Source organism: Sorangium sp. So ce385 (genome assembly GCF_051474135.1).
GTDB classification, from domain to species: Bacteria; Myxococcota_A; Polyangia; order Polyangiales; family Polyangiaceae; genus Sorangium; species Sorangium cellulosum_D.
This window is the reverse complement of sequence record NZ_CP150337.1, coordinates 4,676,565-4,699,582: the sequence shown is the minus strand read 5'-3', so window position 1 is coordinate 4,699,582 and position 23,018 is coordinate 4,676,565. Positions and strand designations below refer to the sequence as shown.

The window sequence follows — 23,018 nt, the reverse complement described above, 5'->3', positions numbered from 1 at the left end:
CTCCTCGCCGGGGCGCGGCGCCGCGCTCCCGGCCTGGGCCGCGCGGCTCACCAGTGCGCGGGGGCCTTGTCGCGGAACACGCCCCCTTGCGGGCCGCCGCTCGGCAGCAGCGCGAGCCACACCGGCGTCTCGGCCCCTTCTTCCACGGACCGCGGCGCGTGCGCGCCGCCCATGTCCGTGCGCACCCAGCCCGGGCACGCCGCGTTGCAGAGGATCTTGCGCCGGTCGCCCTCGAGCTCCCTCGCGAGGACGCCCGTGAGCGCGTTGAGCCCGATCTTCGACACCGCGTAGGCCGACGACGGCCACCCCTCTGCCGTGTGCCTCCCCGCGCTCACGTCGCTGACGAACTTGCGCATGAGCTGGACGAGCGCCTCGCGCGTCAGCGCTGCCTCCCCGAACTGCGCCTGGAGCGCCTCGGAGACGCTGCGTCGATCGCCGAGCCCGCTGGTCACCATGACGATCCTCCCCTCCGCCCGCATCAGCGGGAGGAGCTCGGTGGTGAGCCGGAGCGCCCCGAAGAAATTGACCTCGATGGTGTTACGCGCGACCTCGGCGTTGAAGCCCTGCATCGCGATGCCCGCGTTGTTGACGACGATGTCGACCCCGCCGTGCTCGGCCGCGAGCGCGCGTGCGAGCTCCTCGACGCTCCGTTCGTCCGACACGTCGAGGCGCCGCGGCTCCACGGAGATCCCCTGCTCCTTGAGCGCGGCCGCCGCCGCGTTCCCGCGGCCCTCGTCCCTGCTTCCGAGCACGACGTGGACCCCGCGGCGCGCGAGCTGCCGACAAATCTCGAGCCCGATTCCCCGATTCCCGCCCGAAACCACCGCGATCCGCATCGGTCGAGTATACCCCCCGCGGCGAGCCCAGAAGCTCGTCCCCGGCGATCTCGACGAGCAGGCTCGGCCCAAAACCGTAAGGCCCCCGGCGAGGGTGTTCTCGGCGCGGGGCGGGGTGGGGGATGGGCCGATGTTTGAGCCTGAGAGTTGAGCCATCCGGCTTGCCGGATGGTTCAACTCTCAGGCGAGTTCGGCGGGGCCCCCACCCCGCCCCGCGCCGAGAACACCCTCGCCGGGGGCCGGGCGGCCCCGCACGGCCGCCTGCCACGGCCTCTCGCTTACGCCCCCGCCTGCTCCTCGAGCTCGTCCGCCGACGCGCTCTGCGTCGACGCCCGCCGCGGCGGCTCCAGCACGAGCGGCAGGATCTCCTCCATCGAGGACACCATCGTGATCTTGACCTGGTCCTTCACGTCCTGCGGCACATCCTCGAGATCCCGCCGGTTCTTCGCCGGGATGAGCACGTGCCGGATGCCGGCCCGGTGCGCCGCCAGGAGCTTCTCCTTGATGCCGCCGACCGGCATCACCCGCCCGCGCAGCGAGATCTCCCCCGTCATCGCCACGTCGCTGCGCACCGGCGCGCCGAGGAGCAGCGACGCCACCGCGGCGAACATCGTCACCCCGGCGCTCGGCCCGTCCTTCGGCGTGCCGTGCTGCGGGATGTGCACGTGCAGATCGATCTCCTTCAGCCACTCCGGATCGAGGTGCAGCCGATCGGCCTTGCTGCGCACGAAGCTCACCGCCGTGCTCGCCGACTCCTGCATCACGTTCCGCATGTTGCCGGTGAGCACCACGTTGCCCTTGCCCGGCATCTTCGTCGCCTCGATGAAGAGGATCTCGCCGCCCGCCGGCGTCCACGCGAGGCCGGTCGCCACCCCGGGCTGGAGCGTCCGCTCCGCGAGCTCGGGCCGGTGCTTGTGCGGGCCGAGCACCTGCTCCACGTGCTCGGGCGTCGCCACCTCGCGCACGTCGTGGCCCTCGGCGACCTTCACCGCCGTGGCGCGGCACACCGCCGCGATCTGCCGCTCCAGGCCGCGCACCCCCGCCTCGCGCGTGTAGTGGTCGACGATCGACGCGATGCCCGGCTCCGTGAACTCCAGCCGCTCGTCCGTCAGCCCGTGCGCCGACAGCTGCTTCGGCACCAGGAACTCCCGCGCGATCCCGAGCTTGTCGGTCCGCGTGTAGCCGGGCACCTCGATGACCTCCATGCGGTCCACGAGCGGCCCCGGGATGCCGTCCCAGTTGTTCGCCGTCGCGAGGAACATCACCTGCGACAGATCGAACGGCAGGTCGAGGTAGTGATCCTGGAAGGTCGAGTTCTGCTCGGGATCGAGCACCTCGAGGAGCGCCGCCGCCGGATCGCCGCGCAGGTCGACGCCCATCTTGTCGACCTCGTCGAGCACCAGCACCGGGTTCTTCGTCCCCGCCTTCTTGAGCGCCTGCAGGATGCGCCCGGGCAGCGCGCCGACGTACGTGCGCCGGTGCCCGCGGATCTCCGCCTCGTCGCGCACGCCGCCGAGCGCGATGCGCTCGTAGCGCCGGCCCATGCTGCGCGCGATCGACTTGCCGAGCGACGTCTTGCCGACGCCGGGCGGCCCGATGAAGAGCAGGATCGGCCCCTTCTTGTCCGAGCGGAGCTGCCGGATCGCCGAGTACTCGACGATCCGCTTCTTCACCTTCTCCAGCCCGAGGTGATCCTCGTCGAGGCAGCGCCGCACGCTCTCGACGCTGAGCTTGTCCACCGTCGTCTTGGACCACGGCAGATCCGCGATCCACTCGAGGTAGGTCTTGGTCACGTTGAACTCGGCCGACTGCTGCGCCATCGAGCGCAGCCGGCTGAGCTGCTTGCGCACGACCTTGTCGACCTCCGCCGGCACCTTGGCGCGGCGGATGCGCTCGCGGAGCTCCTCGATCTCGTCGTCGTCGCCGCCCTCGCCGAGCTCCTCCTTGATCGACTTCATCTGCTGCCGGAGGATGTACTCGCGCTGCGACTTGCCCATCTCCTCCTGGACCATCGAGGAGATCTCCTTCTTGACCCGCAGCACCTCGAGCTGCCGGCCGACCATCGCGAGCACGAGGCGGACGCGCGCCTTCACGTCGAACGCCTCGAGGATCTCCTGCTTGTCGCCGACCGACGCCTGCGCCTGCGGGAAGTTCGAGGCGATGAGATCCGCGAGCGCGCCGGGCTCGCGCACGTTGTCGAGGATGCCCGCGGTGTCGCGCGGCAGGTTCGGCATGAGGCCGAGCACCTCGCGCGTCGCCTCGCGCAGGCCCGCGCCGAGCGCCTCGAGCTCCACGTCGCGCACGAGCGACTCCGGGATGCGCTCGATCCGCGCGCGCATGTACGGCTCGAGCGAGAACGCCGCCTTCACGCGGAAGCGGCCGAGCCCGTTCAGCACGACCGAGTAGTTGTTCGGGCCGAGCCGGATGACCTTCACGACGCGCGCGATGGTCCCGACGGAGTAGAGCTCCTTGAACGTCGGCTCGTCCACGTCCGGCGACCGCTGGCTGATCACGCCGACCAGCGCGCGCTCGCGGCCGAGGAGATCCTCGACGAGGCGCACGCTCCGCGGCCGGCCGACGTTGATCGGCACGACCGACATGGGGAACAGAACCGAGTTGCGGAGCGGGAGGATCGGGACGCTGTCGGCGTCGGGCGAGGGGGGCGTTCGCGAAGGAGGATCGCCGGTCGGCATGCCGACAACCCTAGTACAGCGCTCTTCTCGAAGCCATGAGCGGGCGCGCCGCTAGAAGTCCTTGATCTTCCAGACCCCGTGCTCGCGCGTGAAGGCGACCGTGCCGCCGGCGCCATAGGCCATCGAGGCGCTGTCCCCGGTCTCCTCGATGGTCGCGGTCGGCAGCGCCGCCTTGATCGCCTGGACGACCCGGTTGATCTGCTCCTTCTGCGGCCCCTCCCAGGCGGCCTTCAGCTTCTCGGGGGTGAGCTGCGCCGCGCCCGCCCCACCCCGCGCCGTCCCGGGCCGACCGCCCGGCTTCTGCGCTGCGTCAGCGCCCGCGCTCCCCGCCGCGCCGCCGGGCGCAGCGGGCTGTGCCGTGCCCTCGGCGCGCAGGGCGCCCGCCTCGCCGGGATCGCCCGCCTCGCCGGCCGCGCCCCCCGCCGGCTCCACGAGGCCTTCCTTCTCGGCGTCGGGAACGTAGCGCATGATGATGTCGTAGCGCCTCCGCTCGAACGCCCTCAGGAACCCCACGAGCGCCTGCCGGGGCGTCGCCTGGCCGTAGAGATCGACCGCCGCGGCGTCGAGCCGCCAGCGGCCCCCCTCGAAGACGAGCAGGAGCTCCTCGCCGTTCGGCATGGTGACCGTCGCCGTCACCACCGGATCGGCCGCGGGCCGCGCGATGGCCCGGGCGATCTCGAGCGCGTCGTCCGGGTTGTCCCGGACCGCGCGCCGGAAGGCCTCGAGCGACATCGACCGCTTGGCCTCGTCCGAGAGCAGCCGGTAGGCGGCGTCGACGCGCCCCTCCTGGAGCGCCTGCGCGTAGGCCCGGAGCGTGTCGCTCGGGCCCTGCTGGGCGTAGCTCGATCCGCACGCGGGGAGCGCGAGGGTGAACAGGAGGAGGGCCGTGCGCTTCACGGGTCGGGCCATAGCACACGCGGCGCCGAGCGCGCAGGCGGCGCGCCGGGCGAGCCCGCCGTGGCGCGCCCGGCCCCGGGCGCCGCCGCCCCCGTCACTTCGCGAGCTTCAGGACGGCCCCGTCCTTCACCGGGGTGCCGTCCTCCAGATCCGGCGAGCCCTCGTTGATCCAGTAGACCGTCGTCGCGTCCACCGCGACGTCGCCGGGCCGCGCCTGCTGCGAGGCGAGCACCTCCGGCGCCCCGCCGTCCTTCGGCATGCGCACGACCGTCCCCTCGTCGCGGCGCGTCCAGTAGACGTGCTCCGCGTCGACCGCGATGCCGTTCAGCTGGCCCTGATCCGAGGCGATCTCCTCGGGCTCGCCCACGGCCTCCCCGCTCAGGTCGGCCCGGAAGACGCTGCCGCCCTCGAAGCTCGCCCAGTAGACCGCCGCCGCGTTCCCCTGACCGTCCACGTCGAGCGCGAGCTCCCGCGGGGTGAGCTGCTCGGCGGCGACCGTCAGCGTCTCGCCGCGCACGCGGCACGCCACCGCGCCGTCGGGCCTGCCCAGCGTGCCCTGGTAGGTCCAGCACACGACGTCCCCCGCGCTGGCCACGCGGTACGGGGACGCGTACGCCGAGCCGGGCTGCGCGAGATCCTCCGGCGTGCCGAGCGCGACCTCGGCGCCTTCGCCGCTCAGCGTCGCCCTGAAGACGCCGCCCCCCCAGAGCTCGGTCCAGGCGAGCGCGTCGCCCGAGAGCGAGAGCCCCTCGGGCTGCTTGAGATCCGCGAGCAGCACGCGCGGCTCGCCCCCCGCGAGCGGGGCCGCCCTCAGCGTGCCGTCCGCCGCGTTCGTCCAGAAGACGACCTGCCGCGCCTCGTCGACCACGAGATCCCGCGGCGAGGCCTGCGCCGCGCCGAGCACCAGCGGCTCGCCGCCGCCCTGCGGCGCGGTCTTCAGCTCCCCGTCGTCCCGGGCCATGCCGGCCTCGTCGAAGGTGGTGCCGGAGATCCACGCCACGCCGCCCGCGGTCACCCGCAGCGACACCGGGTGGACCTGCGCGACCGCGACCGGGATGGGCGCCGCCGCGTCGGGCCCCGTGTACTGGCCGCCGGCCAAGGCCGACCACGGGCCGCACGTCGGCAGATCCGTGCCCTTCGTGCGGCACGTCCCCGCGCTCTGGCCCGCGCTCTCGCCCGCGTTCTCGCCCGCGATCGCGATCGCGATCCCCGCGAGCTTGCCGTCCTTCGCCTGCTTGCACACCGCGGTGGGGAGACGGAGGACGTTGCCCTCCTCCACCCGGAAGCCCGCCTCGCTCTCGGCGTCGAGCGGGACGTAGCACGCGCTCTCGCCGCAGATGCCGCCGCCCTGCGTGAGGAGCGCGACGTTCACGTCCCCGCTCGGCGCGGTCGCCACGCAGTCGTCGGGGTTCGCCTCGTACCTCGCCAGATCGACCTGCGCCGACGTGGCCGAGGAGAAGCACCGGACGGTGTCGAAGCAGAGCCCGTCGCTCTCCCCGCCGCCGCCGAACACGGCCTGGACCTCGAACTCGGGCAGGTCGCGCGAGTCGATCTCGCGCGGCTTGCACTCGCCGGCGACGCAGCTCTGGCCCTCGGGGCAGCTGTTCTTGACGAGCACGTTGCCCTGCGCGTCGCGCACCACGTTGCCCTGCTCGTCGCGCTCCACGTCGGCCGACCCGTCGCAGAGGAACTGGATCGGCATGTGGAGCGTCGCGGTGCGGCCCTCGGGCACCGTCGTGAGCACCTCGCGCAGCACGCGCACCCCCTCCTTGCCGCCGCGGCTCGCGATGACGCGCACCCGGAGCGCCTGCGAAGGATCGTCGGGCGTGAGGAAGCCGAGCGTGGCCGGCAGGCGGATCGAGGCCTCGCTCCCGAGCCGCTCGAACGTCTCGTCGTAGACGATGGCCCCCTCGAGCGTGGCCTCGACCCGGATCGTGTCGATGTCCTTCGGCAGCGACATGTCCGTCTGGAAGACGACCATGAGCTGCCCCTTCTCCCCGCTGCAGGACGCGGCCCCCGCCGCCCCCGCGAGCGCGAGGAGCGCCGCCGCCATCGACCTCGAGCTCGTCCGCTTCGCGCGCATCAACGCCTCCCTCCAAACCCGAGCGGGACCGTGCCGAGGCTGCCCCGCTCCGCCGGCGTCCCCGGCTCGAACAGCAGCGCCCCCGCGACGAGCGCGCCGGCGAAGATCGCCGCGCCGCCGCCGATCCAGAGCCACTTGCGCGCGCCGCCCCGCTCCGGAGCGCGCTCCAGCGAGACGTCGATGCGGCGGAGCTCCTCGTCGCGGACCAGGACGTCGACCTCGTGCGGCGTCATGCCGGGCGCCGTCACGCGCAGCGCGTGGGTCCCGCTCGCCACCGAGCCCTCCCAGCGGCCCTTACCCACCACCTTGCCGTCGATCGCGATGAGATCGTCCCGGCCCGCGGCGATCGCGAGCCGCCCGCGGTGCACCGCCCGGTCGAGCCGCGCCACGAGGGCGAGCGTGCCGCCGCCGACCACCGTCTCCCGGCGGACGAAATCGACGAAGCCGGGCTTCGAGACGCGGATGCGGCGGTCGCCGATGTCGATCGGCACCGGCTCGGCGAGCGGCGTCGTCCCGACCGGCTCGTCGTCCACGAACACCGTGGCCCCCGGCTCGCTCGCCGTGATCTCGAGGCGGGACACGAACGCCCCGGCGGCCTGGATCAGGTCGGCGATGTCCTGCCTGTCGCGGGGCGACAGCGCGGCGCCCGCCTCGGCCTCCATCCGGCGCAGCGTCGCGAGCATCTTGGCGTAGCGCCGCAGGTTCTTCTGGCAGAGCGCGACCTTCCAGAGCAGGCGGTGATCGCGCGACAGCTCGTAGGCGCGCTCGAACCGCGCGAGCGCGCCCGCGTAGTCGCCGTCGGCGAACAGCGCGTCGCCCGCCCCGTGCTCGGCCCTGGCCATCCCGGTCAGCGACTCCGCGAGCGGCTTCTCCGCGGCCGGCGCGGGCGCGGCCGGCGTGGGCTGGGCCGCCGCGCTGCCCGCCGCGAGCCCCACCCCGAGCGCGGCCACGACGGCGCGCCCCCACTGGCCCAGATGCTTCCCTCGCATCGATGCTCCTTGCTGGCGGAGGCGGCCCTCGCAGGCCGCGCTCCGGTCAGCGTGATGCTAACCGATGCGCGCGCCCGGCGAGCAACATGGAATTCGCCGAGGACAAATCGCCTTTGCTCCGCCTGCGCTCGCGAGGATACCATCCGCCGATCATGAGAGGCCTCATCACGGTGGGCGCGGCGCTCGCGGGCGCGCTCCTCGGCATCGCCCTGGGCGCGCCGCCGGCGCGCGCGGAGGGGCCCGGCGCCGTCGCGCTGAGCCGGTTCGAGCCGACCCCCGCGGGCGACCCGCTCTTCGGCGTGCCGTCGCCGCTCATCGGTGGGCACCTCGTCCCGCGGGGGCTCGTCCTGTTCGATCACGCGGAGGACCTGCTCACGCTCTCGGACGGCGTCTCGCCCGAGCGGGTGATCGTCGGCAGCCAGTCGCACCTCCACGTCGGCGGCTCGCTCTCGCTCTGGGATCGGCTGCTCGTGTCGGCCTCCCTGCCGATCGCGCTCGCCCAGAGCGGCGACGGCCCCGCGGCCGCGGCCGGCGCGGGCGCGCCCGAGGCGCCCTCGTCCCCGGCGCTCGGCGACCTGCGCCTCGGCGTGCGCGTCCGGCTGCTCGGCGACGATCGCGGCGCGTTCCAGATCGGCACGGGCGCGGCCCTGCACCTGCCGACGGGCAGCTCGGACGCGTACGTCGGCGAGGGCGCGGTGCGCGTGACGCCGCAGCTCCTGCTGGGCGGGCGGGTCGCGCGCTTCGTGTGGAGCGTCGCCGGCGGCGCGGTGATGCGGAGCTCCGAGAACCCGTCGACGCTCACGTACGGCGGCGGCGCGGCCGTGCTGCTCTGGGACGAGCGGCTGCAGATCGGCCCGGAGGTGTACGCCGAGACGATGCTGCAGGGCGGCTCGCTGTCGCTCACGGATCGCGATCGGGTCGCCGTGGATCGGACGACGAGCGCCGAGCTCCTGCTCGGCGCCAGGCTCCGCCCGCTCGCGGGCCTCGTCGTCGGGGCGGCCGCCGGTCCGGGCCTCGGGGAGGCGATCGGCGCGCCGTCGTTCCGCGCGATCGGGACCGTGGCGTGGGCTCCGCCCGCGGGGCCGCCCGAGCGGGCGGCGGACCCGGACCCGGACGCGGACGGCGTCTCCGGCGCGGCGGACGCGTGCCCGTACGCGTACGGGCCGGCCAGCGCGGACGCGCGGCGAAACGGCTGCCCCGTGGAGGACCGGGACGAGGACGGCGTCGCCGATCCGGACGACGCGTGCCCCGACGCGGCCGCGGGCCGCGGGGGCGGCGATCCGGCGCGGCGCGGCTGCCCCGCGGATCAGGACGGCGACGGCCTGCCCGACGCGCTCGACGCGTGCCCCGCGGAGAAGGGCGACGCGGCGGGCGGCGCGACGCGCCCGGGCTGCCCCGCCGCGGCGCCGAGCCTGCCCGCGGACCAGGACGGCGACGGCCTTCTCGACGACGTCGACGCGTGCCCGCGCGAGAAGGGCCCGGCGAGCGAGGACGCGGCCGCGCGCGGCTGCCCGACGCGGGTGCGGGTGCAGGGCGAGCGGGTCGTGCTGCTGGAGCCCGTCGCGTTCCGCGTGCTGAAGAGCGACCCGGCGCCGATCGATCCGAAGAGCGAGGCGGTGCTCGCCGAGGTGCGCGACGTGATCGCGCAGCACCCGGAGTGGGTGAAGATCGAGGTCGGCGCGCACACGGACGGCGCCGGCAACGCCAAGTTCAACGAGGCGCTCTCGACGGCGCGCGCCGAGGCGGTGCGCAAGTGGCTCGTCGAGAAGGGGGTCGAGGCCGAGCGGCTGGTCGCGAAGGGGTACGGGGCGAGCCAGCCGATCGCGGACAACAAGAGCGCGGCCGGCCGGGAGAAGAACCGGCGGATCGAGCTCGTGGTGCTGGAGAAGAAGTAGCCCGCGGGCGGCGGCCGCGCAGCGCCGCCGCGCCGACGCGCGATCGGGCCGTGAGACGCGGACCCGGGGAGCAGAAGAGAGAGCATGAAGCGAACCGTCATGGCCGCGGGGCTCGGCGTCGCGCTGGCGCTCGCGGCGGCGCCGCGGAGCGCGGCGGCGCAGTGCGGCGCCGCGCCGCCGTTTGAGCAGCTCGTGGATGGCCGCGCCTTCCTGTGGGACGTCGGGACGGACGGGGTGATCAACAACGGGACCATCGACGCCTTCGACACCGGCATGCTGCTGCGGGTGAACGGGTTGAGGTTCCCGTCGTCGACCCGGGCGGCGGAGCTGGACGGGCGGCAGCTCGTCCATGGGCCGGCGCTCCTCGGCAGCCTCGAGGTCACCCGGAAGGTGTACGTGCCCACCGACGAGGGCTGGGCGCGCTTCCTGGAGATCGTCCACAACCCGACGGCCGCCGCGCTGCCCGCGGTCGTGCGCGTCGAGACGAACGTCGGCTCCGACAACAGCACCGTCATCACGCAGTCGCACACCGGCGACCTGGAGTTCACGCCGGCGGACCGGTGGCTCGCCACGGACGACCTCGATGGGGGCGGGGATCCGAGCCTCCACTTCAACTTCTACGGGCCTTCGGCGGCGGCGATGCCGGGGAGCGTCGGGATGGTCACCGACGACTGCGCGGCGACGCAGGGGCCCGTCGTCGAGTTCGCGCTGTCGGTGCCGCCCGGCGGGACGCGGATCCTCATGCACTTCGGCGGGCAGCACGCGAGCCAGGCCGACGCGCACGCGAGCGCGGTCACCCTCGACGCCCTCCCGGCGGCTGCGCTGCTGGGGCTGACGGCGGCCGAGAGAGCCGGCGTCGTCAACTGGGACCTCGGTGACGACGCCGACGGCGACGGGGCGGGCGACGCCGACGACAACTGCCCGTCGGTGCCGAACCCCGACCAGGCGAATCACGACGGCGACGGGCTGGGCGACGCGTGCGACGGCGACGACGACAACGACGCGTCGAGCGACGAGGACGACAACTGCCCCCTCGTCCCCAACCCCGACCAGGCGAACCACGACGGCGACGGGCTGGGCGACGCCTGCGACGGCGACGACGACGACGACGCGTCGAGCGACGAGGACGACAACTGCCCCTTCGTCCCCAACCCCGACCAGGCGAACCACGACGGCGACGGGCTGGGCGACGCCTGCGACGGCGACGACGACGACGACACATCGAGCGACGAGGTCGACAACTGCCCCTTCGTCCCCAACCCGGAGCAGATCGACACCGACGACGACGGGCTGGGCGACGCCTGCGACGGCGACGACGACGACGACACGTCGAGCGACGAGGTCGACAACTGCCCCTTCGTCCCCAACCCCGAGCAGATCGACACCGACGACGACGGGCTGGGCGACGCCTGCGACGGCGACGACGACAGCGACGCGTCGAGCGACGAGGACGACAACTGCCCCTTCGTCCCCAACCCGGAGCAGATCGACACCGACGACGACGGGCTGGGCGACGCCTGCGACGGCGACGACGACGACGACGCGTCGAGCGACGAGGACGACAACTGCCCCCTCGTCCCCAACCCCGAGCAGACCGACGCCGATGGCGACGGGCTGGGCGACGCCTGCGACGCGGGCGCGCTCGACCGGGACAACGACGGCGTGGAGGACGGCTCGGACAACTGCCCCTCCACCCCCAACGTCGACCAGTCCGACATCGACCGCGACGGCGACGGGGATGCGTGCGACGGCGACGACGACAACGACGGCGCGCCCGACGGCGCCGACAACTGCCTGTTCCTGTCGAACCCGAGCCAGAGCGACACCGACAGCGATGGCCAGGGCGACCGGTGCGACGACGACGATGACAATGACGGCGCGCCCGACGGCGCCGACAACTGCCCGCTCCTGTCGAACCGCGGGCAGGAGGACGCGAACGGCGACGGCGTGGGCGACGCCTGCGCCTGCGACGCGCCCCCGAAGCCCGACGGCACGCCCTGCGACGACGGCGATCCCTGCACGCTGGCCGACGCGTGCGACGGCGGCGTCTGCAGGGGCGGCGCGCCGGTCGAGTGCGCGCCCTCCGGGAACGTCTGCACCGCCGCGCGGTGCCACCCGAGGTACGGCGAGTGCACGCTGGTCCCGAACGAGGGCGCCCGCTGCCCCGGCGGCACCTGCGTGGCCGGCGGCTGCGTGCCCGACGACGCCGGCAATGGCGGTGGCGGCGCAGGCGGCGACACCGGCGCGGGCGGCGACGCTGGGAACGGCGGCGCAGGCGGGGACAGCGGCGCAGGCGGGGACGGCGGGGATGCCGGCGCGGGCGGCGACGCTGGGAACGGCGGCGGTGGCGGCGCGGACGGCGGTGGCGCGGCCCCCCGGCCCGGAGGCGCGGATCCGAGGGCGCACGGCAACGGCTGCGGGCTCGCGGTGCGCGGCGATGGGTCGGCGACCTCGGCGGCGGCGTGGCTCGCCGCTGCCGCGCTCCTCGCCGGGTGGCGGCGACGGCGCGCGTGACGCCGCGCGGCGGTGCGGGCGCCCTCGTGACGCGCGGCTCCGGCGCGCGCGGCATGAGGCCGGGTCCGGGCTCGCGCCGCTGTGCGCGTTCCCCGCGGCGCTGACGCTGCTGGACGTTCCCCCGCGGCGCCGACGCCGCTGGGCGCGTTCCCCGCGGCGCCGACGCCGCTGGGCGCTATCCGCGCAGCGATGGGCCCTCGGTCAGGGCTCCTCGGACCCCGACGCGAGCCACGGCCCGCACATCTGCAGCCCCGTGGTCTTCTGGGCGCAGCTCGTCGCGGGCGCCGTCAGCACGGCCGCGATCTTGCCTTGCGCCATCTGCTCGCACACCTTCGGCGGCAGCTGGATCCGCCCGTCGGCCGCCACCCGGAAGCCGTTGTCGCTGTCGGCGTTGAGCGCCACCAGACAGCGACGGTCCTCGTCGCCCTCGTCGCCGTCGCAGATGCCGTCGTCCCCGGCTGTCTCCAGCGCCACGTTCCGCAGCGCCGCGCCGTCGCCCGCGATCGTGCAACCCGCCGGGTCGACCTCCGCCGGCGTCGCCTGCGCGAAGCAGGCCGTCACGTCGAAGCACTCCCCGTCCCCGGAGCCGTAGACGTCGCCGCGCGAATAGTCGGGCAGCGTGCTCGAGTCGATCTCGTTCGATACGCACGCCCCCGCGACGCAGGTCATGCCCTCGCCACACGTGCTCTCGACGTCGATCCCCGCGCCCATCCCCGAGCCGTCGCAGAGAAAGTCGAGCGATACGGTGAGCAACGCGACGCGATCCTTCGGGATCGTCGTGACCACCTCGCGCAGGATGCGCACCGGGCCGACATCGTCCTTGTTGCGGGCGGCGACCTTGATCCGGATGGATTCACCCCCGGCGTCCGACGAGAAGAACCCGATGGTCGCCGGGAGCTTCGCCTCGGCATCGGACTCGCCGAGCCGCCGGTAGGGGCGGTTGAACTTGCCCTGGTTGCCCTCGAACACCTGGACCTGAAGGACATCGAAGTCCTTCGGCACGGCGAGGTCCGTCGAGATGGCGACGACGATCTCGTCCACCTCCCCGCAGCCTCCGCACGCGAGCGCCGCGAGCGCCGCGAGCGCGAGCCGGCGGCCGCGGCTCATCGGCTACCCCCGAAGGGGATCGAGAACGAGGCGCCGCCCCGCGCGGACAGGGCGACCGAGCCGGGCGACAGGTTGCCGTCGACCGGCGGCTCCGACGCGAAGACGCCCAGGCCGACCAGGAGCGCGCCCGTCAGCACGGCCACGCCGCCGCCGATCCAGAGCCATTGCTCGACGTTGCTCTTCTTGGGCGCCGGCTCGAGCGAGACCTGCACGCGGCGCGTCTGGTTGTCGTGGATCATGACCTCGGACTGGTGCGACACCATGTCGGACGCCGTGACGCGGAGCGTGTGGCCGCCGCTCGGCACCGGGCCGTCGTAGCTGCCGCGGCCGACCACGCGGCCGTCGACGGAGATGACGGCGTTCGGCGGCGCCGCGACGATGAGCCGCCCCTCGTGGACCTCTTTCTCGAGCGTGGCCGCGACGGTGACCACGCCGCCGCCCGGCACCTGCTGCGAGACCTCGAAGGCCTCGAAGCCCTTCTTGGTCACCCGGATCTTCCGGGTGCCGACGTCGAGCAGGACGGGCTCGCGCAGCGGGGTCTGACCGACCTCCTCGCCGTCGACGAAGACGGTGGCGCCGGCCTCGCTGGCCTGGAGATCGAGGCGGCTCACGTACGCCTTCGTCGCCTCGATGAGCGCCGCGGCGTCCTTGCGATCCTGCTCCGAGAGCTGCGGGCCCGCGTCCTGGAGAAGCTTCTCGACCGTTCCGAGCAGGCGCGCGTAGCGCTGCAGGTTCTTCTGGCAGAGGGCGATGTTCCAGAGCAGCCGCGGGTCGCGGGACAGCTGGTAGGCGCGCTCGAACTTGATGATGGCGTTGCGGAAATCGCCGTCGTTGAAGAGGATGCGCGCGGCCTCGTACTCGGCCTTGGCCTCCCCCGTGAGGGTCTCGGACAGCGGCCCCTGGGGAGCTGGAGCGCTCGCGGCAGGCGCGCCGGCGGCCGGCGCCGGCTGCGTCGCGGCGCCGGCCGCCGGCGCGGGCTGGGCCGCCGCGGGCGCGGGCTTCGCCGAGGGCTGGGCCGCCGCGGGCGCGGGCTTCGCCGCGCTCTGGGCCGCGGGCGCGGGCTTCGCCGCGCTCTGGGCCGCCGGCGGCGCGGGCTGGGCCGCCGCGGGCGCGAGCCCCGTCAGCGCGGCGCCGCCGAGCGCGAGCGCGGCGCAGACGCGCAAGCTGGCGCGGCTCCGCAGCGGGAGCCGTTCGCTTCCAAGCCAAATCATCTGGGCTTCCCTTTGTCGTTCAGCACATCGAAGACGCTGCGGCTGCCGTCCCCCTGCGACGTGGCGGTCGTGGGCGGCGCGGCCGAAGGCGCCGCCGTCGCGGCAACCGCGGTCGAGGCCGCCGTGGGGACCCTCGGCCGAGGCGCCGTGGCGGTGGACGACGGGGGCGGCTTCGCGGTCGCCGTCGTGACCGTCGGCGTCGTGGGGCTCGACGAGGGCGCCGAGGCCGTCGGCGGCGCCGCGGTGATCGGCGGCGGCGCGGCGGTGACCGTGGTCACGGCGGTGACCTCCGGCGGCGGCGGCGCGGCCGTCGGCGCGACCGCCGGCGGCTCGGCCGAGGTGCTCGCGGCCAGCGGCTCGACCGGCGGATCCGCCGCGTTGCCGCGGAACGTGACGAAGCGCAGGACCCCACCGAGCGCCGCCGCGACGCCCACCCCGGCGATCGCGAGCACCACGCCGGTCCGCCTGCGGCCCGAAGGCGCGGGCCCCGCGGCCGCCCAGCCCGGAGCCGTGCCCGCCGAGGGGCCGACCGCGGCGCCTGCGGTCACGCCGGCGGGCGGCGCGCTGGACCGCCCCTGCGCGGTCGCCGCCGGCACGCCGCTCATCCGGTCCTGCGCGGTTCCTGCCGGCACGCCGCTCATCCGGTCCTGCGCGGTCCCTGCCGGCACGCCGCTCATCCGGTCCTGCGCCGTCGGCCACGGGGGAATGCTCCTCCGATCGCGCGCCGCGCTCGCCCGGTCGCGCCAGGCGACCGCGGGCACGAGCCCCAGCGTCCGCTCGATCCGCTCCAGCGACGCCAGCGCGAGCGGGGGGCCGAAATCGACGATGGCGCCCGCGAGCTCGGCGACGGACTTGAAGCGCTTCCCGACGTCCCTCTCGAGGCAGCGCAGGATCGCCGCCTCCAGGCCCGGCGGCAGATCGGGCCGGTGGGCGCTCGGCGGCGGCGGCGGCTCGGTGTTGATCATGATGATGAGCTCGGACAGCGAGGTCGCGTCGAAGGGCACCCGCGCCGTGAGCAGCTGGTAGAGGATGGCGCCCATCGACCAGATGTCCGCGCGCGTGTCCACCGTGCGCGCCGAGCGCATCTGCTCCGGCGCCATGTAGAGCGGCGAGCCGAGGACCATCGACGTCTTCGTCAGCCCGAGCTCCGGCGCGGTCCCGGCCGCGGACGGCTCGGCGAGCGCCTTGGAGATGCCGAAGTCGAGCACCTTCACCATGCCGCTGCCGTCCGCCCCGCGCGTGAGGAAGAGGTTCGCCGGCTTGAGATCGCGGTGGATGATGCCGGCCGCGTGCGCCTCGGCGATGGCCTCGCAGGCCTCGAGCACGTAGCCCACCGCCTCCTCCAGCTCGAGCGGGCCGCGCTGCCGCAGCGTCTCCTGCAGGTCGCTCCCCTCCAGGTACTCCATCACCATGAACGGCGCGCCGGTCTCGAGCGTCCCGACGTCGAGCACGCGCGCGACGTGCTCGCTCTTCAGGCGCACCGCCGCGCGCGCCTCGCGCACGAAGCGCTCCACCATCTCGGCGTTCGCGCCGGGGTGGAGCATCTTGATGGCGACCCGCTGGTGGAGCTGCTCGTGCAAGGCGGCGACGACGACGCCCATGCCACCTTGCCCGAGGATGCGCTCGACCCGGTATTTCCCCGACAGAATTTGACCTTCGGCAACCGGTGCGCTCACGGACGCTCCTGCCTTGGGGCTGCCTTCAGGGCGCCACCATCGCCACGTTATCCAGGGGCCACCTTATTCCATCCGGCGCTCGCATCCAAGACCTCGCCTCGGCCGGTCACGCCCGGTCGACGCGCTTGGTCTCCGTGCTTCGGGCGACCCTGCGCTCGGCCCCAGAAGGGCCGAGCCGGGCGGCCGGCTCATCCGTGGCGCTCCCCATCCCCGGCCGGGGCGACTACCCTACGCGCCATGCCCCGCATCGCCAAAGTCGAGCGCAAGACGCGCGAGACGGACATCCGCATCGAGATCGATCTCGACGGCCAGGGCCGCTCGTCGATCAGGACGCCGCTCCCCTTCCTCACGCACATGCTCGATCAGATCGCCCGCCACGGCCTGTTCGACCTCACCATCCACGCCGAGGGCGACGTCGAGATCGACGGCCACCACACCACCGAGGACTGCGGCATCACCCTGGGCGCGGCCGTGCAGCAGGCGCTCGGCGACAAGGCGGGCATCGCGCGTTACGGCGAGGCGACGCTCCCCATGGACGAGGCGCTCGCGCAGTGCGCGCTGGACCTCTCCGGCAGGCCGTACTTCGTCTGGCGCGTGCCGCTGCCCAAGGCGAAGCTCGGCACGTGGGACGTCGAGCTCGCGCCCGTGTTCTTCGAGGGCTTCGCGCGCGGCGTGGGCGCGAACCTCCACGTCCGCCTCCTCGAGGGGGACAACCTGCACCACATCGTCGAGATCTGCTTCAAATCCTTCGCCAAGGCGCTGATGAAGGCGACCCGCATCGAGCCGCGCGTCGCCGGCATCCCGTCCACCAAGGGGAGCCTCTGACCATGCAATCGATCGCTCTCGTGGATTTCGGGATGGGCAACCTGCGCTCGGTGGAGCGCGCGCTGCTCCAGGCCGCCGGGGACGCCGGCGCGCCGTGCGCGGTGACGCGCACGGGCGATCCGGAGGTCATCGCGCGGGCCGACAAGGTGGTGGTGCCAGGCCAGGGCGCCTTCCGCGACTGCGCGGCCGCGCTGCAGAACGGCATCGGCGAGGCGCTGCGCGAGCAGATCCGCAAGGGGACGCCGTACCTCGGCATCTGCCTCGGCATGCAGGCGCTCTTCGACTCGAGCGAGGAGGCGGAGGGCGCGCGGGGGCTCGGCGTGTTCCCCGGCACGGTCAAGCGCCTCACCCCGGCGCCGAGCGCGGCCGAGGCGACGGCCGGCGAGCCGTGGGTCGGGATCAAGATCCCCCACATGGGGTGGAACCGCATCGCGATCACGCGCGACGTGGCGGGCCCGCTCGGCGTGTTCGCGGGCGAGAGCCCGTTCGTCTACTTCGTCCACAGCTACCACGCCGTCCCGCGCGACCCGGCGCTGGTCGCGGCGACGACGGAGCACGGCCCGCACCGGATCACCGCGGCGATCGAGCGGGACAACGTCACCGCGACGCAGTTCCACCCGGAGAAGAGCCAGGAGACCGGGCTGCGCCTGCTCGTCCGCTTCCTCGACGGGTGAGCCGACCGCGGCCCGCCTAGTGCGGGCGCTGCGCGCGGTGGTGCGCGTGCTTGACGTGCGCCAGCTTGAGGTGCGCGCTCAGGGGCAGCTCCGAAGGCCGGCGGGCGAGGCCGCGCCGCGACGGGCGCGCCCGGCCCGCGCGCGCCGCGCGCTCGCGCCCCAGCGGCCGCGGCGCGAGGGGGAGATCGACGATGAACACCGCGCCGCGACCGAGCTCGCTCTCCACGCGGATCGCGCCGCCGTGCGCGCGCGCCGCGGCGTGCGCGATGTAGAGGCCGAGCCCCAGGCCGCCGAAGCGCTCCGCCGGCACCGCCCGCTCGAAGCGCGCGAAGATCCGCTCCTGGTCCTCCCGCGCGATCCCCATGCCGTGGTCGCGCACGATGAGCCGCGCCCGCGCGCGCGTCGCGCGCACCTCGATCGCGATCGGCTTGCCCTCGCCGAAGGTGAGCGCGTTCTTGATCAGGTGGAACGCCATGCGCTCGAGCTGGGATCGGTCCCAGCGGCCGACGACGGCGCCCTCGGCCGCGACCGCGATGGCGCCGCGCGCAGCCGGCCGATGCGCGACCGCCGCCGCCACCACCTCGCGGACGAGGGCGACGAGATCGACCGGCGAGCGGGCCGGCGCGCGCTGGGGCGGCTCGGCGCGCCGGACCTGGAACATGTCGTCGCACAGCCGGGCGAGCCGGCCGAGCTGGCGGTCGAAGACGGCCAGCATCGCCGCCGCCCACGCCGGGGTGTTCTCCGGCTCCCGCTCGCTCATCCGCTTCGTCAGCTGGAGCTGCAGGAGGAGCGATGTGACAGGCGTCCTGATCTCGTGCGCGGCGAGCACGAGGAAGTCCTCCCGGAGCCGGGCGATGTCTTCCCGGCTCGGGACGGCGGGGACGCGGTCGTCGAGTTCGTCGCAAAACGCGGTCATGGAGGAGCCTGCTGGCAGAGGGGGTCGTGACCCGGCAAAGCATGGCTCGTGCCGCTCATGGCTCTTCGCAGATCGGCACTTTCCGCGGCAGGAGAGGGCCACGTCTGCCGAGCGGACGCGCTTCAAGGCGTCGCATTGCGCAACCGACTGCGCAAAACCTCGCGGAGGGAGCCGCCTGGACCGTCTGCCGCGCGCGGCGCCTCGGGCCGCTCCGGAGCGCCGACGGGCCGCGGCGCAGGCGGGTCCGGGCGCGCCCTTGCTTGGCGGGGAAGCGCGCGCGGAGCAGCTTTTCCGCATGCAACACCAGAGCGGAGAGCAACACCAGGGCGGAGAGCCAGGAGCCACGGCTCAGGCCCGCGGATCCATGGGTGAGCTGCACGCGCTGCTCAGAGAGTTCGACACGGCCATGCTCGTCACCATGACCCCGGAGGGGCTGATGCGGGGTCGGCCGATGGAGATCCAGGAGCCGGCCGAGCAGATGGACTGCGATCTCTGGTTCGTGACGCACGACGAGACGCCGAAGACCGGCGAGATCGTCCGCGAGCACCAGGTGGCGGTCTGCTGCTACCGGCCGCGGGATCGGGCGTACATCTCGATCTCGGCGCGCGCGACGGTCGACAGGAACGAGGAGAAGATCCGGAGCCTCTGGAAGCCCTCGTGGAAGGCGTGGCTGCCGGACGGCCCCGATCACCCGCACGCCGCCATCCTGAAGCTGGTTGTGGAGCGCGCCGAGTACTGGGAGCCCGAGGGCGGTCGGCTCCGGGTCCTCTACGAGAAGGCCAAGGCGCTCGTTCAGGGGAAGTCGGCGAGCGACAAGCTGAACCCGCCGAAGCACATCTGACGGCCACATCCGACGGCCGCTCGGCGCGGCGGCCCGGCTCCCCGCGCCGAGCGGCGGCGAGCGATCGAGATCAGTAGACGTTGTCGGCCTGGTCGGGGATGACCGCGCCGGCCTCATCGAGGCACGGGACCGCGGCGCCGTCCTCGTCCACGCAGGCGGTGGTCGAGCACGGGTAACCCGAGGCGAGGTGTCCCTTGGGCGCGATGAACATCGGGTTGATCAGCCAGGTGCCCGCGTAGTTCCTGTACGCGTTGCACATCAGCTCTCTCTTGTTGCGGTTGATCGCGAGCCTGAGGCCGGTGGCGTCCTGGAGGAAGCTCAGATCGGTGTCCGAGTCGCCCGCCCCGAAGACCTGGCGCTGCGATGCGTCCGGGTTCTTCTCGAGCGCGGCGGGGCCCGACGCGCCGAAGATCACCTGGTTGATCCAGCACCGCTTTCCCTCGATGTAGGTGATCAGGCTGTTCCCCGAGAACTCGCCGGCGCCGTCGTTGGTGCCGTCGGGGATCGGACCGCACCCCTGCAGGTTGTACGTCAGCGCGCCGTCCTCGGCCGTCACCTGCCGGACGCCGATGACCCGGTCCGCGGCGATGTTCACCATCGCCGCGAACGGCTCGACCACGAACTGCGGTGATGCGGACACCACCCAGACGTCGAAGCCGTTCTTTTGCAGCACGCCGATCAGATCCTGGATGGGCTCGTAGATCCGGAGCCAGGCGGTCAGCCCCGCGCGCGTCCCGATCGTCTGGACGGTCCCCTCCTCCGCCGCCAGGTTCTCTTCGATCGCCGAGGCGGCGAACGCCGCGATCTCGTCGGGCGCGTGGCCCGCGCCGAGCTGGGCGAACCAGGCGTATGCAGGCTCCAGGGTGCGGCGGTTGTGACCGTCGAAGGCGGCGTCGCCGCCGGTGGTCTCCCCGTCGACATAGACGCTGAGGATCTCGTCGGCGCAGGCGGCCGTGGTGCTCGTCGGCAGCGGCTCGCCCGGCTCGGCGGCGGCGCCGCACGCCTCGCCGAGCGAGGCGACCGCGGCGGCCGTGAGGTAAGGGCTCGTGAACGCCCAGTTCCCGTCCGGCGGCTGGAGGATCTTGTCGTGCCGGAGCATCCAGAACATCGTCGCGTCGCCGACATCGTTCTTGATGACGGTGTTGTCCCAGTCGAACACGGCGACCGGCTTCCGGTCGGGGTCGTAGCCGGGGCTCACGGCGCCGTGCTCGTCGATCATGGCGTCGAGCCGCTGCCGGTTGTCGCCGTACCACGCGAGCGTCGGATCGAGGTCGGGGAGCGCGCCGCCGCCGCCATCGCCCCCGCCGCCACCGTCGCCCCCGCCGCCATCGCCCCCGCCGCCACCGTCGCCCCCGCCGCCGTCGCCGCCGCCGCCGCCGCCGCCCGTCGCGGCCGAGGATGTCGTCGCGGAGCCGGTCGTGTTGTTCACCGGCTCCGTGGACTCGTCGTCGCCGCAATGAAGCAGCAGCACGGAGAGCGGCGCCATGACCAACGCGGTGATGTGCGCCTTCAGCGCTCGTCGAGGCATAGAAATGCACCTCCTGAGGGAGTGGAATTTTCCATATCAGAAGGGATACCTGCGCGTCGCGCAGAGACGAGCGATGGGCGTGACGTGGCTCGATGTCCTCCCGCCGGGGGCGACCGTTTCGGCGATCGGCCGGCGATGAGCGCGGGGTCCGCCGCCGGGGCGGCCGGCGAGGGCGGTGCGCTGGCGGAGCGACCCCGCGCGTCGCGAGCAGGCGGACGCCGCGCGAGCTAGCGCGCCGGAGCGGCCCCGAAGATGCGGCCGATCGCGTCGGTGAGGGAGTTGTCGTCGTTGCTCCCGACGATCAGCGCCGCCGCCTGCTTGAGCGGTTGCGGGCCGTGGCCCATCGCGATCGGAAGACCGCAGGCCTTCAGCATGGGAACGTCGTTCTCGCCGTCGCCGGCTGCGACCATCTCGCGCGCGGACAGGCCTCGGCTGGCCGCGATGAGCGCGAGCGCGCGCCCCTTGTCGATCTCGCGGCGCGTGATCTCGATGTAGTTGTCCTTCGAGCGCGCGACCGCGATGCCGTCGTCGAGCGCCGCGAGCTCCTCGGCCAGCCGCGCGTTCTCGCTGCTCTCTTCGTCGGTGATCATCAGGAGCTTCTCGGTCGCGGGGCGGCTCGCGAAGCCGGCATCGATGATGGGCGCGAAGCCCACGATGTCGGCCTCGGCCCTGACGCGCCGGTCCGCGGCTTGAACGATCCAGTCGAAGCCGGCGTAGAGGTTCAGGCTGATCCGCTCGTCGCGTCCATAGCGCGCCAGGATGAGCTCGACGGTGGCTTCCGGCAGGGGTGAGCGGCCGAGGCTCTCGCCGCCGGAGCCGGCGACGAAGGCGCCGTTCAGCGCCGCCCACGGGCCCGAAAGCCCCAGGCTGGCGGCGATCTGCCCCACGGAGCGAGGGGGGCGCGAGCTGATCAGCGTCACCAGGAGCCCCCGCCCGGTGAGCGCCGAGCACAGCGACCGCATCTCCGGCGAGATCGAATGATCGGACCGCAGCAGGGTCCCGTCCAGATCGAAGGCCACGCCGCGAAAGCTCCCCGGGACCATGCGCGCTCTCCTGCCTGCCGCCCGCCCGTACCACAGCCGAGCGCGCGCGCGCGAGCCGTCCGGCGGTCGCCGCGCGCGGCAGCGACGGGAGCTCGGCGCGGCGAGGCGCCTGACGTCACCTCGCGGCGCGCGGGCGGACCGGGGCTCGGGCGGGGCTCGGGCGCCGGGAGCTCGAGGAGCCGACGGGCTCGACGTCAGGCCTTCTTTCTCGGGTCGAACTCGGTGACCGTGTGGAGCGTCTGGGTCGGCTTCTCGCCTCTCCTCGGCGGCGTGAGCCCTCCTCCGTGCAGCTCGGCGACGATGGCGGTGATGTTGTCCTCGCCGCCGCGATCGTTCGCGAGCGCGACGAGCCGCTCGCACGCGGCCTCGATCGAGGGGCCCCGCTCGACCACGGCGAGCATGTCCGCGGCCGAGAGCTTGTTCGAGAGCCCGTCGGAGCAGAGCAGGAGGCGATCGTCGCGCCGGAGATCGAGCCGCGCGACGCTGGCCTTGACGTCGGGATCGAGGCCCATCGCCTGGAGCAGCATGCTCCTCATCGGGTGCTGCTCGGCCTCCTCGGGTTGGATCATGCCGGCGTCGATGAGCGCCTGCACGAAGCTCTGGTCGTGCGTGATCTGGAGGATCTGCCCGTTGCGGATCAGGTAGGCGCGCGAGTCGCCCACCTCGGCGACGTGCGCTTCGGTCCCGTGCACGCAGATCGCGGTGAGCGTCGCGCCCATGCCGTGGCGGCCCGGCTGCTGCGCGGCTTGCCACACCTCGCGGTTGGCGCGCTGTACGGCCTGGAGGGTCGCGTCGTCCCAGTTGCCGCGCGCCGAGGCCATCGCCCGTCGGAGCGCCTCCACGACCAGGGCGCTCGCGACCTCGCCGGCCGCCGCGCCGCCCATGCCGTCGGAGACGGCGAGGAGGACGGGATAGGAGGCTTCGAAGGTGACCTCATGGGCTGGCGGCGCGGTCTTGGCGGCGGAGGTGAGGTGCGCGATGAGGAGCGTGTCCTCGTTGTTCTTGCGAACTCGCCCGAGGTCGGTGATGCCGCAGGCCTTCACGGTGATGTCCCCGGCTCCCAGTGTCGCTTCTGTCATGTGATGTCTCCTGTTTCCTCGTTTCCATCCATGAACCGACCGTTCCCGCCGAGCAGCAGGCATGGGAGCGGCGAGCTGCGCGCGCTGCCGAGCGCCGGCCGACGCGCGCGCCGACCGCCGGCTCCACCGTTGCACCGTGTCGTCGCGCAGGCGAGGTCGGAGGGGCGCGCTGCGCCGGCGAGGCGGGGAATGTAGGGCGGAGGGGCGCCAC

General features: G+C 73.7%; 17 protein-coding genes. 5 read left to right on the top strand and 12 right to left on the bottom strand.

Annotation, left to right across the window (positions count from 1 at the left end; translation table 11 throughout):
* Positions 1–47: 47 nt before the first annotated feature.
* The 5 genes from WME83_RS17290 to WME83_RS17270 form a co-directional block, all read right to left on the bottom strand.
* Positions 48–836 carry an SDR family oxidoreductase gene (locus WME83_RS17290; RefSeq protein ID WP_437320385.1) on the bottom strand — a complete coding sequence of 263 codons (789 nt, stop codon included), beginning with the start codon at positions 834–836 and terminating at the stop codon, positions 48–50.
* Positions 837–1,114: 278 nt separating this feature from the next.
* The gene (lon, locus tag WME83_RS17285) at positions 1,115–3,529 is read right to left on the bottom strand and encodes an endopeptidase La (protein ID WP_437320384.1); all 2,415 of its coding nucleotides are present in this window, start codon (positions 3,527–3,529) and stop codon (positions 1,115–1,117) included.
* A gap of 51 nt (positions 3,530–3,580) precedes the next feature.
* The gene (locus WME83_RS17280; protein WP_437320383.1) at positions 3,581–4,426 is read right to left on the bottom strand and encodes a hypothetical protein; all 846 of its coding nucleotides are present in this window, start codon (positions 4,424–4,426) and stop codon (positions 3,581–3,583) included.
* 94 nt (positions 4,427–4,520) lie between these two features.
* Positions 4,521–6,509: a hypothetical protein gene (locus WME83_RS17275; RefSeq protein WP_437320382.1), complete on the bottom strand. Its 1,989-nt coding sequence runs from the start codon at positions 6,507–6,509 to the stop codon at positions 4,521–4,523.
* Complete coding sequence (locus tag WME83_RS17270) at positions 6,509–7,498, bottom strand: PEGA domain-containing protein (RefSeq protein WP_437320381.1); 990 nt, start codon at positions 7,496–7,498, stop codon at positions 6,509–6,511. The genes WME83_RS17275 and WME83_RS17270 overlap by 1 nt, the downstream gene beginning before the upstream one ends.
* 152 nt (positions 7,499–7,650) lie before the next feature.
* On the opposite strand from WME83_RS17270, the gene WME83_RS17265 reads away from it, so the two are divergent.
* Together WME83_RS17265 and WME83_RS17260 are read left to right on the top strand one after the other, a co-directional pair.
* Positions 7,651–9,393, top strand: coding sequence for an OmpA family protein (locus tag WME83_RS17265; protein ID WP_437320380.1), 1,743 nt, complete (start codon positions 7,651–7,653; stop codon positions 9,391–9,393).
* An 84-nt stretch (positions 9,394–9,477) separates the two neighbouring features.
* Positions 9,478–11,907, top strand: a complete 2,430-nt coding sequence (locus tag WME83_RS17260; protein WP_437320379.1) for a thrombospondin type 3 repeat-containing protein — start codon at positions 9,478–9,480, stop codon at positions 11,905–11,907.
* A 201-nt stretch (positions 11,908–12,108) separates the two neighbouring features.
* Here WME83_RS17260 and WME83_RS17255 read toward each other — a convergent pair whose 3' ends face one another.
* Genes WME83_RS17255 through WME83_RS17245 form a run of 3 tightly spaced genes read right to left on the bottom strand, consistent with a single transcriptional unit; the run spans position 12,109 to position 15,901 of the window.
* Positions 12,109–13,014, bottom strand: a complete 906-nt coding sequence (locus WME83_RS17255; RefSeq protein WP_437320378.1) for a hypothetical protein — start codon at positions 13,012–13,014, stop codon at positions 12,109–12,111.
* Complete coding sequence (locus WME83_RS17250; RefSeq protein WP_437320377.1) at positions 13,011–14,225, bottom strand: PEGA domain-containing protein; 1,215 nt, start codon at positions 14,223–14,225, stop codon at positions 13,011–13,013. The genes WME83_RS17255 and WME83_RS17250 overlap by 4 nt, the downstream gene beginning before the upstream one ends.
* Entirely contained in the window at positions 14,222–15,901 is a 1,680-nt protein-coding gene (locus WME83_RS17245; protein WP_437320376.1) for a serine/threonine-protein kinase, read from the bottom strand. Before WME83_RS17245 ends, WME83_RS17250 begins: the two co-directional genes overlap by 4 nt.
* A 237-nt stretch (positions 15,902–16,138) precedes the next feature.
* Here WME83_RS17245 and hisB point away from each other — a divergent pair, with 237 nt between their 5' ends.
* Both hisB and hisH read left to right on the top strand, forming a co-directional pair.
* Positions 16,139–16,726: an imidazoleglycerol-phosphate dehydratase HisB gene (gene hisB, locus WME83_RS17240; protein ID WP_020735415.1), complete on the top strand. Its 588-nt coding sequence runs from the start codon at positions 16,139–16,141 to the stop codon at positions 16,724–16,726.
* Positions 16,727–16,728: 2 nt separating this feature from the next.
* The gene (hisH, locus tag WME83_RS17235; RefSeq protein WP_437320375.1) at positions 16,729–17,400 is read left to right on the top strand and encodes an imidazole glycerol phosphate synthase subunit HisH; all 672 of its coding nucleotides are present in this window, start codon (positions 16,729–16,731) and stop codon (positions 17,398–17,400) included.
* 16 nt (positions 17,401–17,416) lie between these two features.
* On the opposite strand, the gene WME83_RS17230 is transcribed toward hisH, so the two are convergent.
* Positions 17,417–18,316: a sensor histidine kinase gene (locus tag WME83_RS17230; RefSeq protein WP_437320374.1), complete on the bottom strand. Its 900-nt coding sequence runs from the start codon at positions 18,314–18,316 to the stop codon at positions 17,417–17,419.
* Positions 18,317–18,680: 364 nt separating this feature from the next.
* Between WME83_RS17230 and WME83_RS17225 the strand changes: the two genes are divergently transcribed.
* The gene (locus WME83_RS17225) at positions 18,681–19,157 is read left to right on the top strand and encodes a pyridoxamine 5'-phosphate oxidase family protein (protein ID WP_437320373.1); all 477 of its coding nucleotides are present in this window, start codon (positions 18,681–18,683) and stop codon (positions 19,155–19,157) included.
* A 70-nt stretch (positions 19,158–19,227) separates the two neighbouring features.
* Here WME83_RS17225 and WME83_RS17220 read toward each other — a convergent pair whose 3' ends face one another.
* The 3 genes from WME83_RS17220 to WME83_RS17210 all read right to left on the bottom strand — a co-directional run bounded on the left by WME83_RS17220 (position 19,228) and on the right by WME83_RS17210 (position 22,807).
* On the bottom strand, positions 19,228–20,685 hold the full coding sequence (locus WME83_RS17220; RefSeq protein ID WP_437320372.1) for an HAD family hydrolase: 1,458 nt from the start codon (positions 20,683–20,685) through the stop codon (positions 19,228–19,230).
* Positions 20,686–20,912: 227 nt separating this feature from the next.
* Complete coding sequence (locus WME83_RS17215) at positions 20,913–21,728, bottom strand: Cof-type HAD-IIB family hydrolase (protein WP_437320371.1); 816 nt, start codon at positions 21,726–21,728, stop codon at positions 20,913–20,915.
* Between the two features lie 194 nt (positions 21,729–21,922).
* Entirely contained in the window at positions 21,923–22,807 is an 885-nt protein-coding gene (locus tag WME83_RS17210) for a PP2C family protein-serine/threonine phosphatase (protein WP_437320370.1), read from the bottom strand.
* Positions 22,808–23,018: the final 211 nt, after the last annotated feature.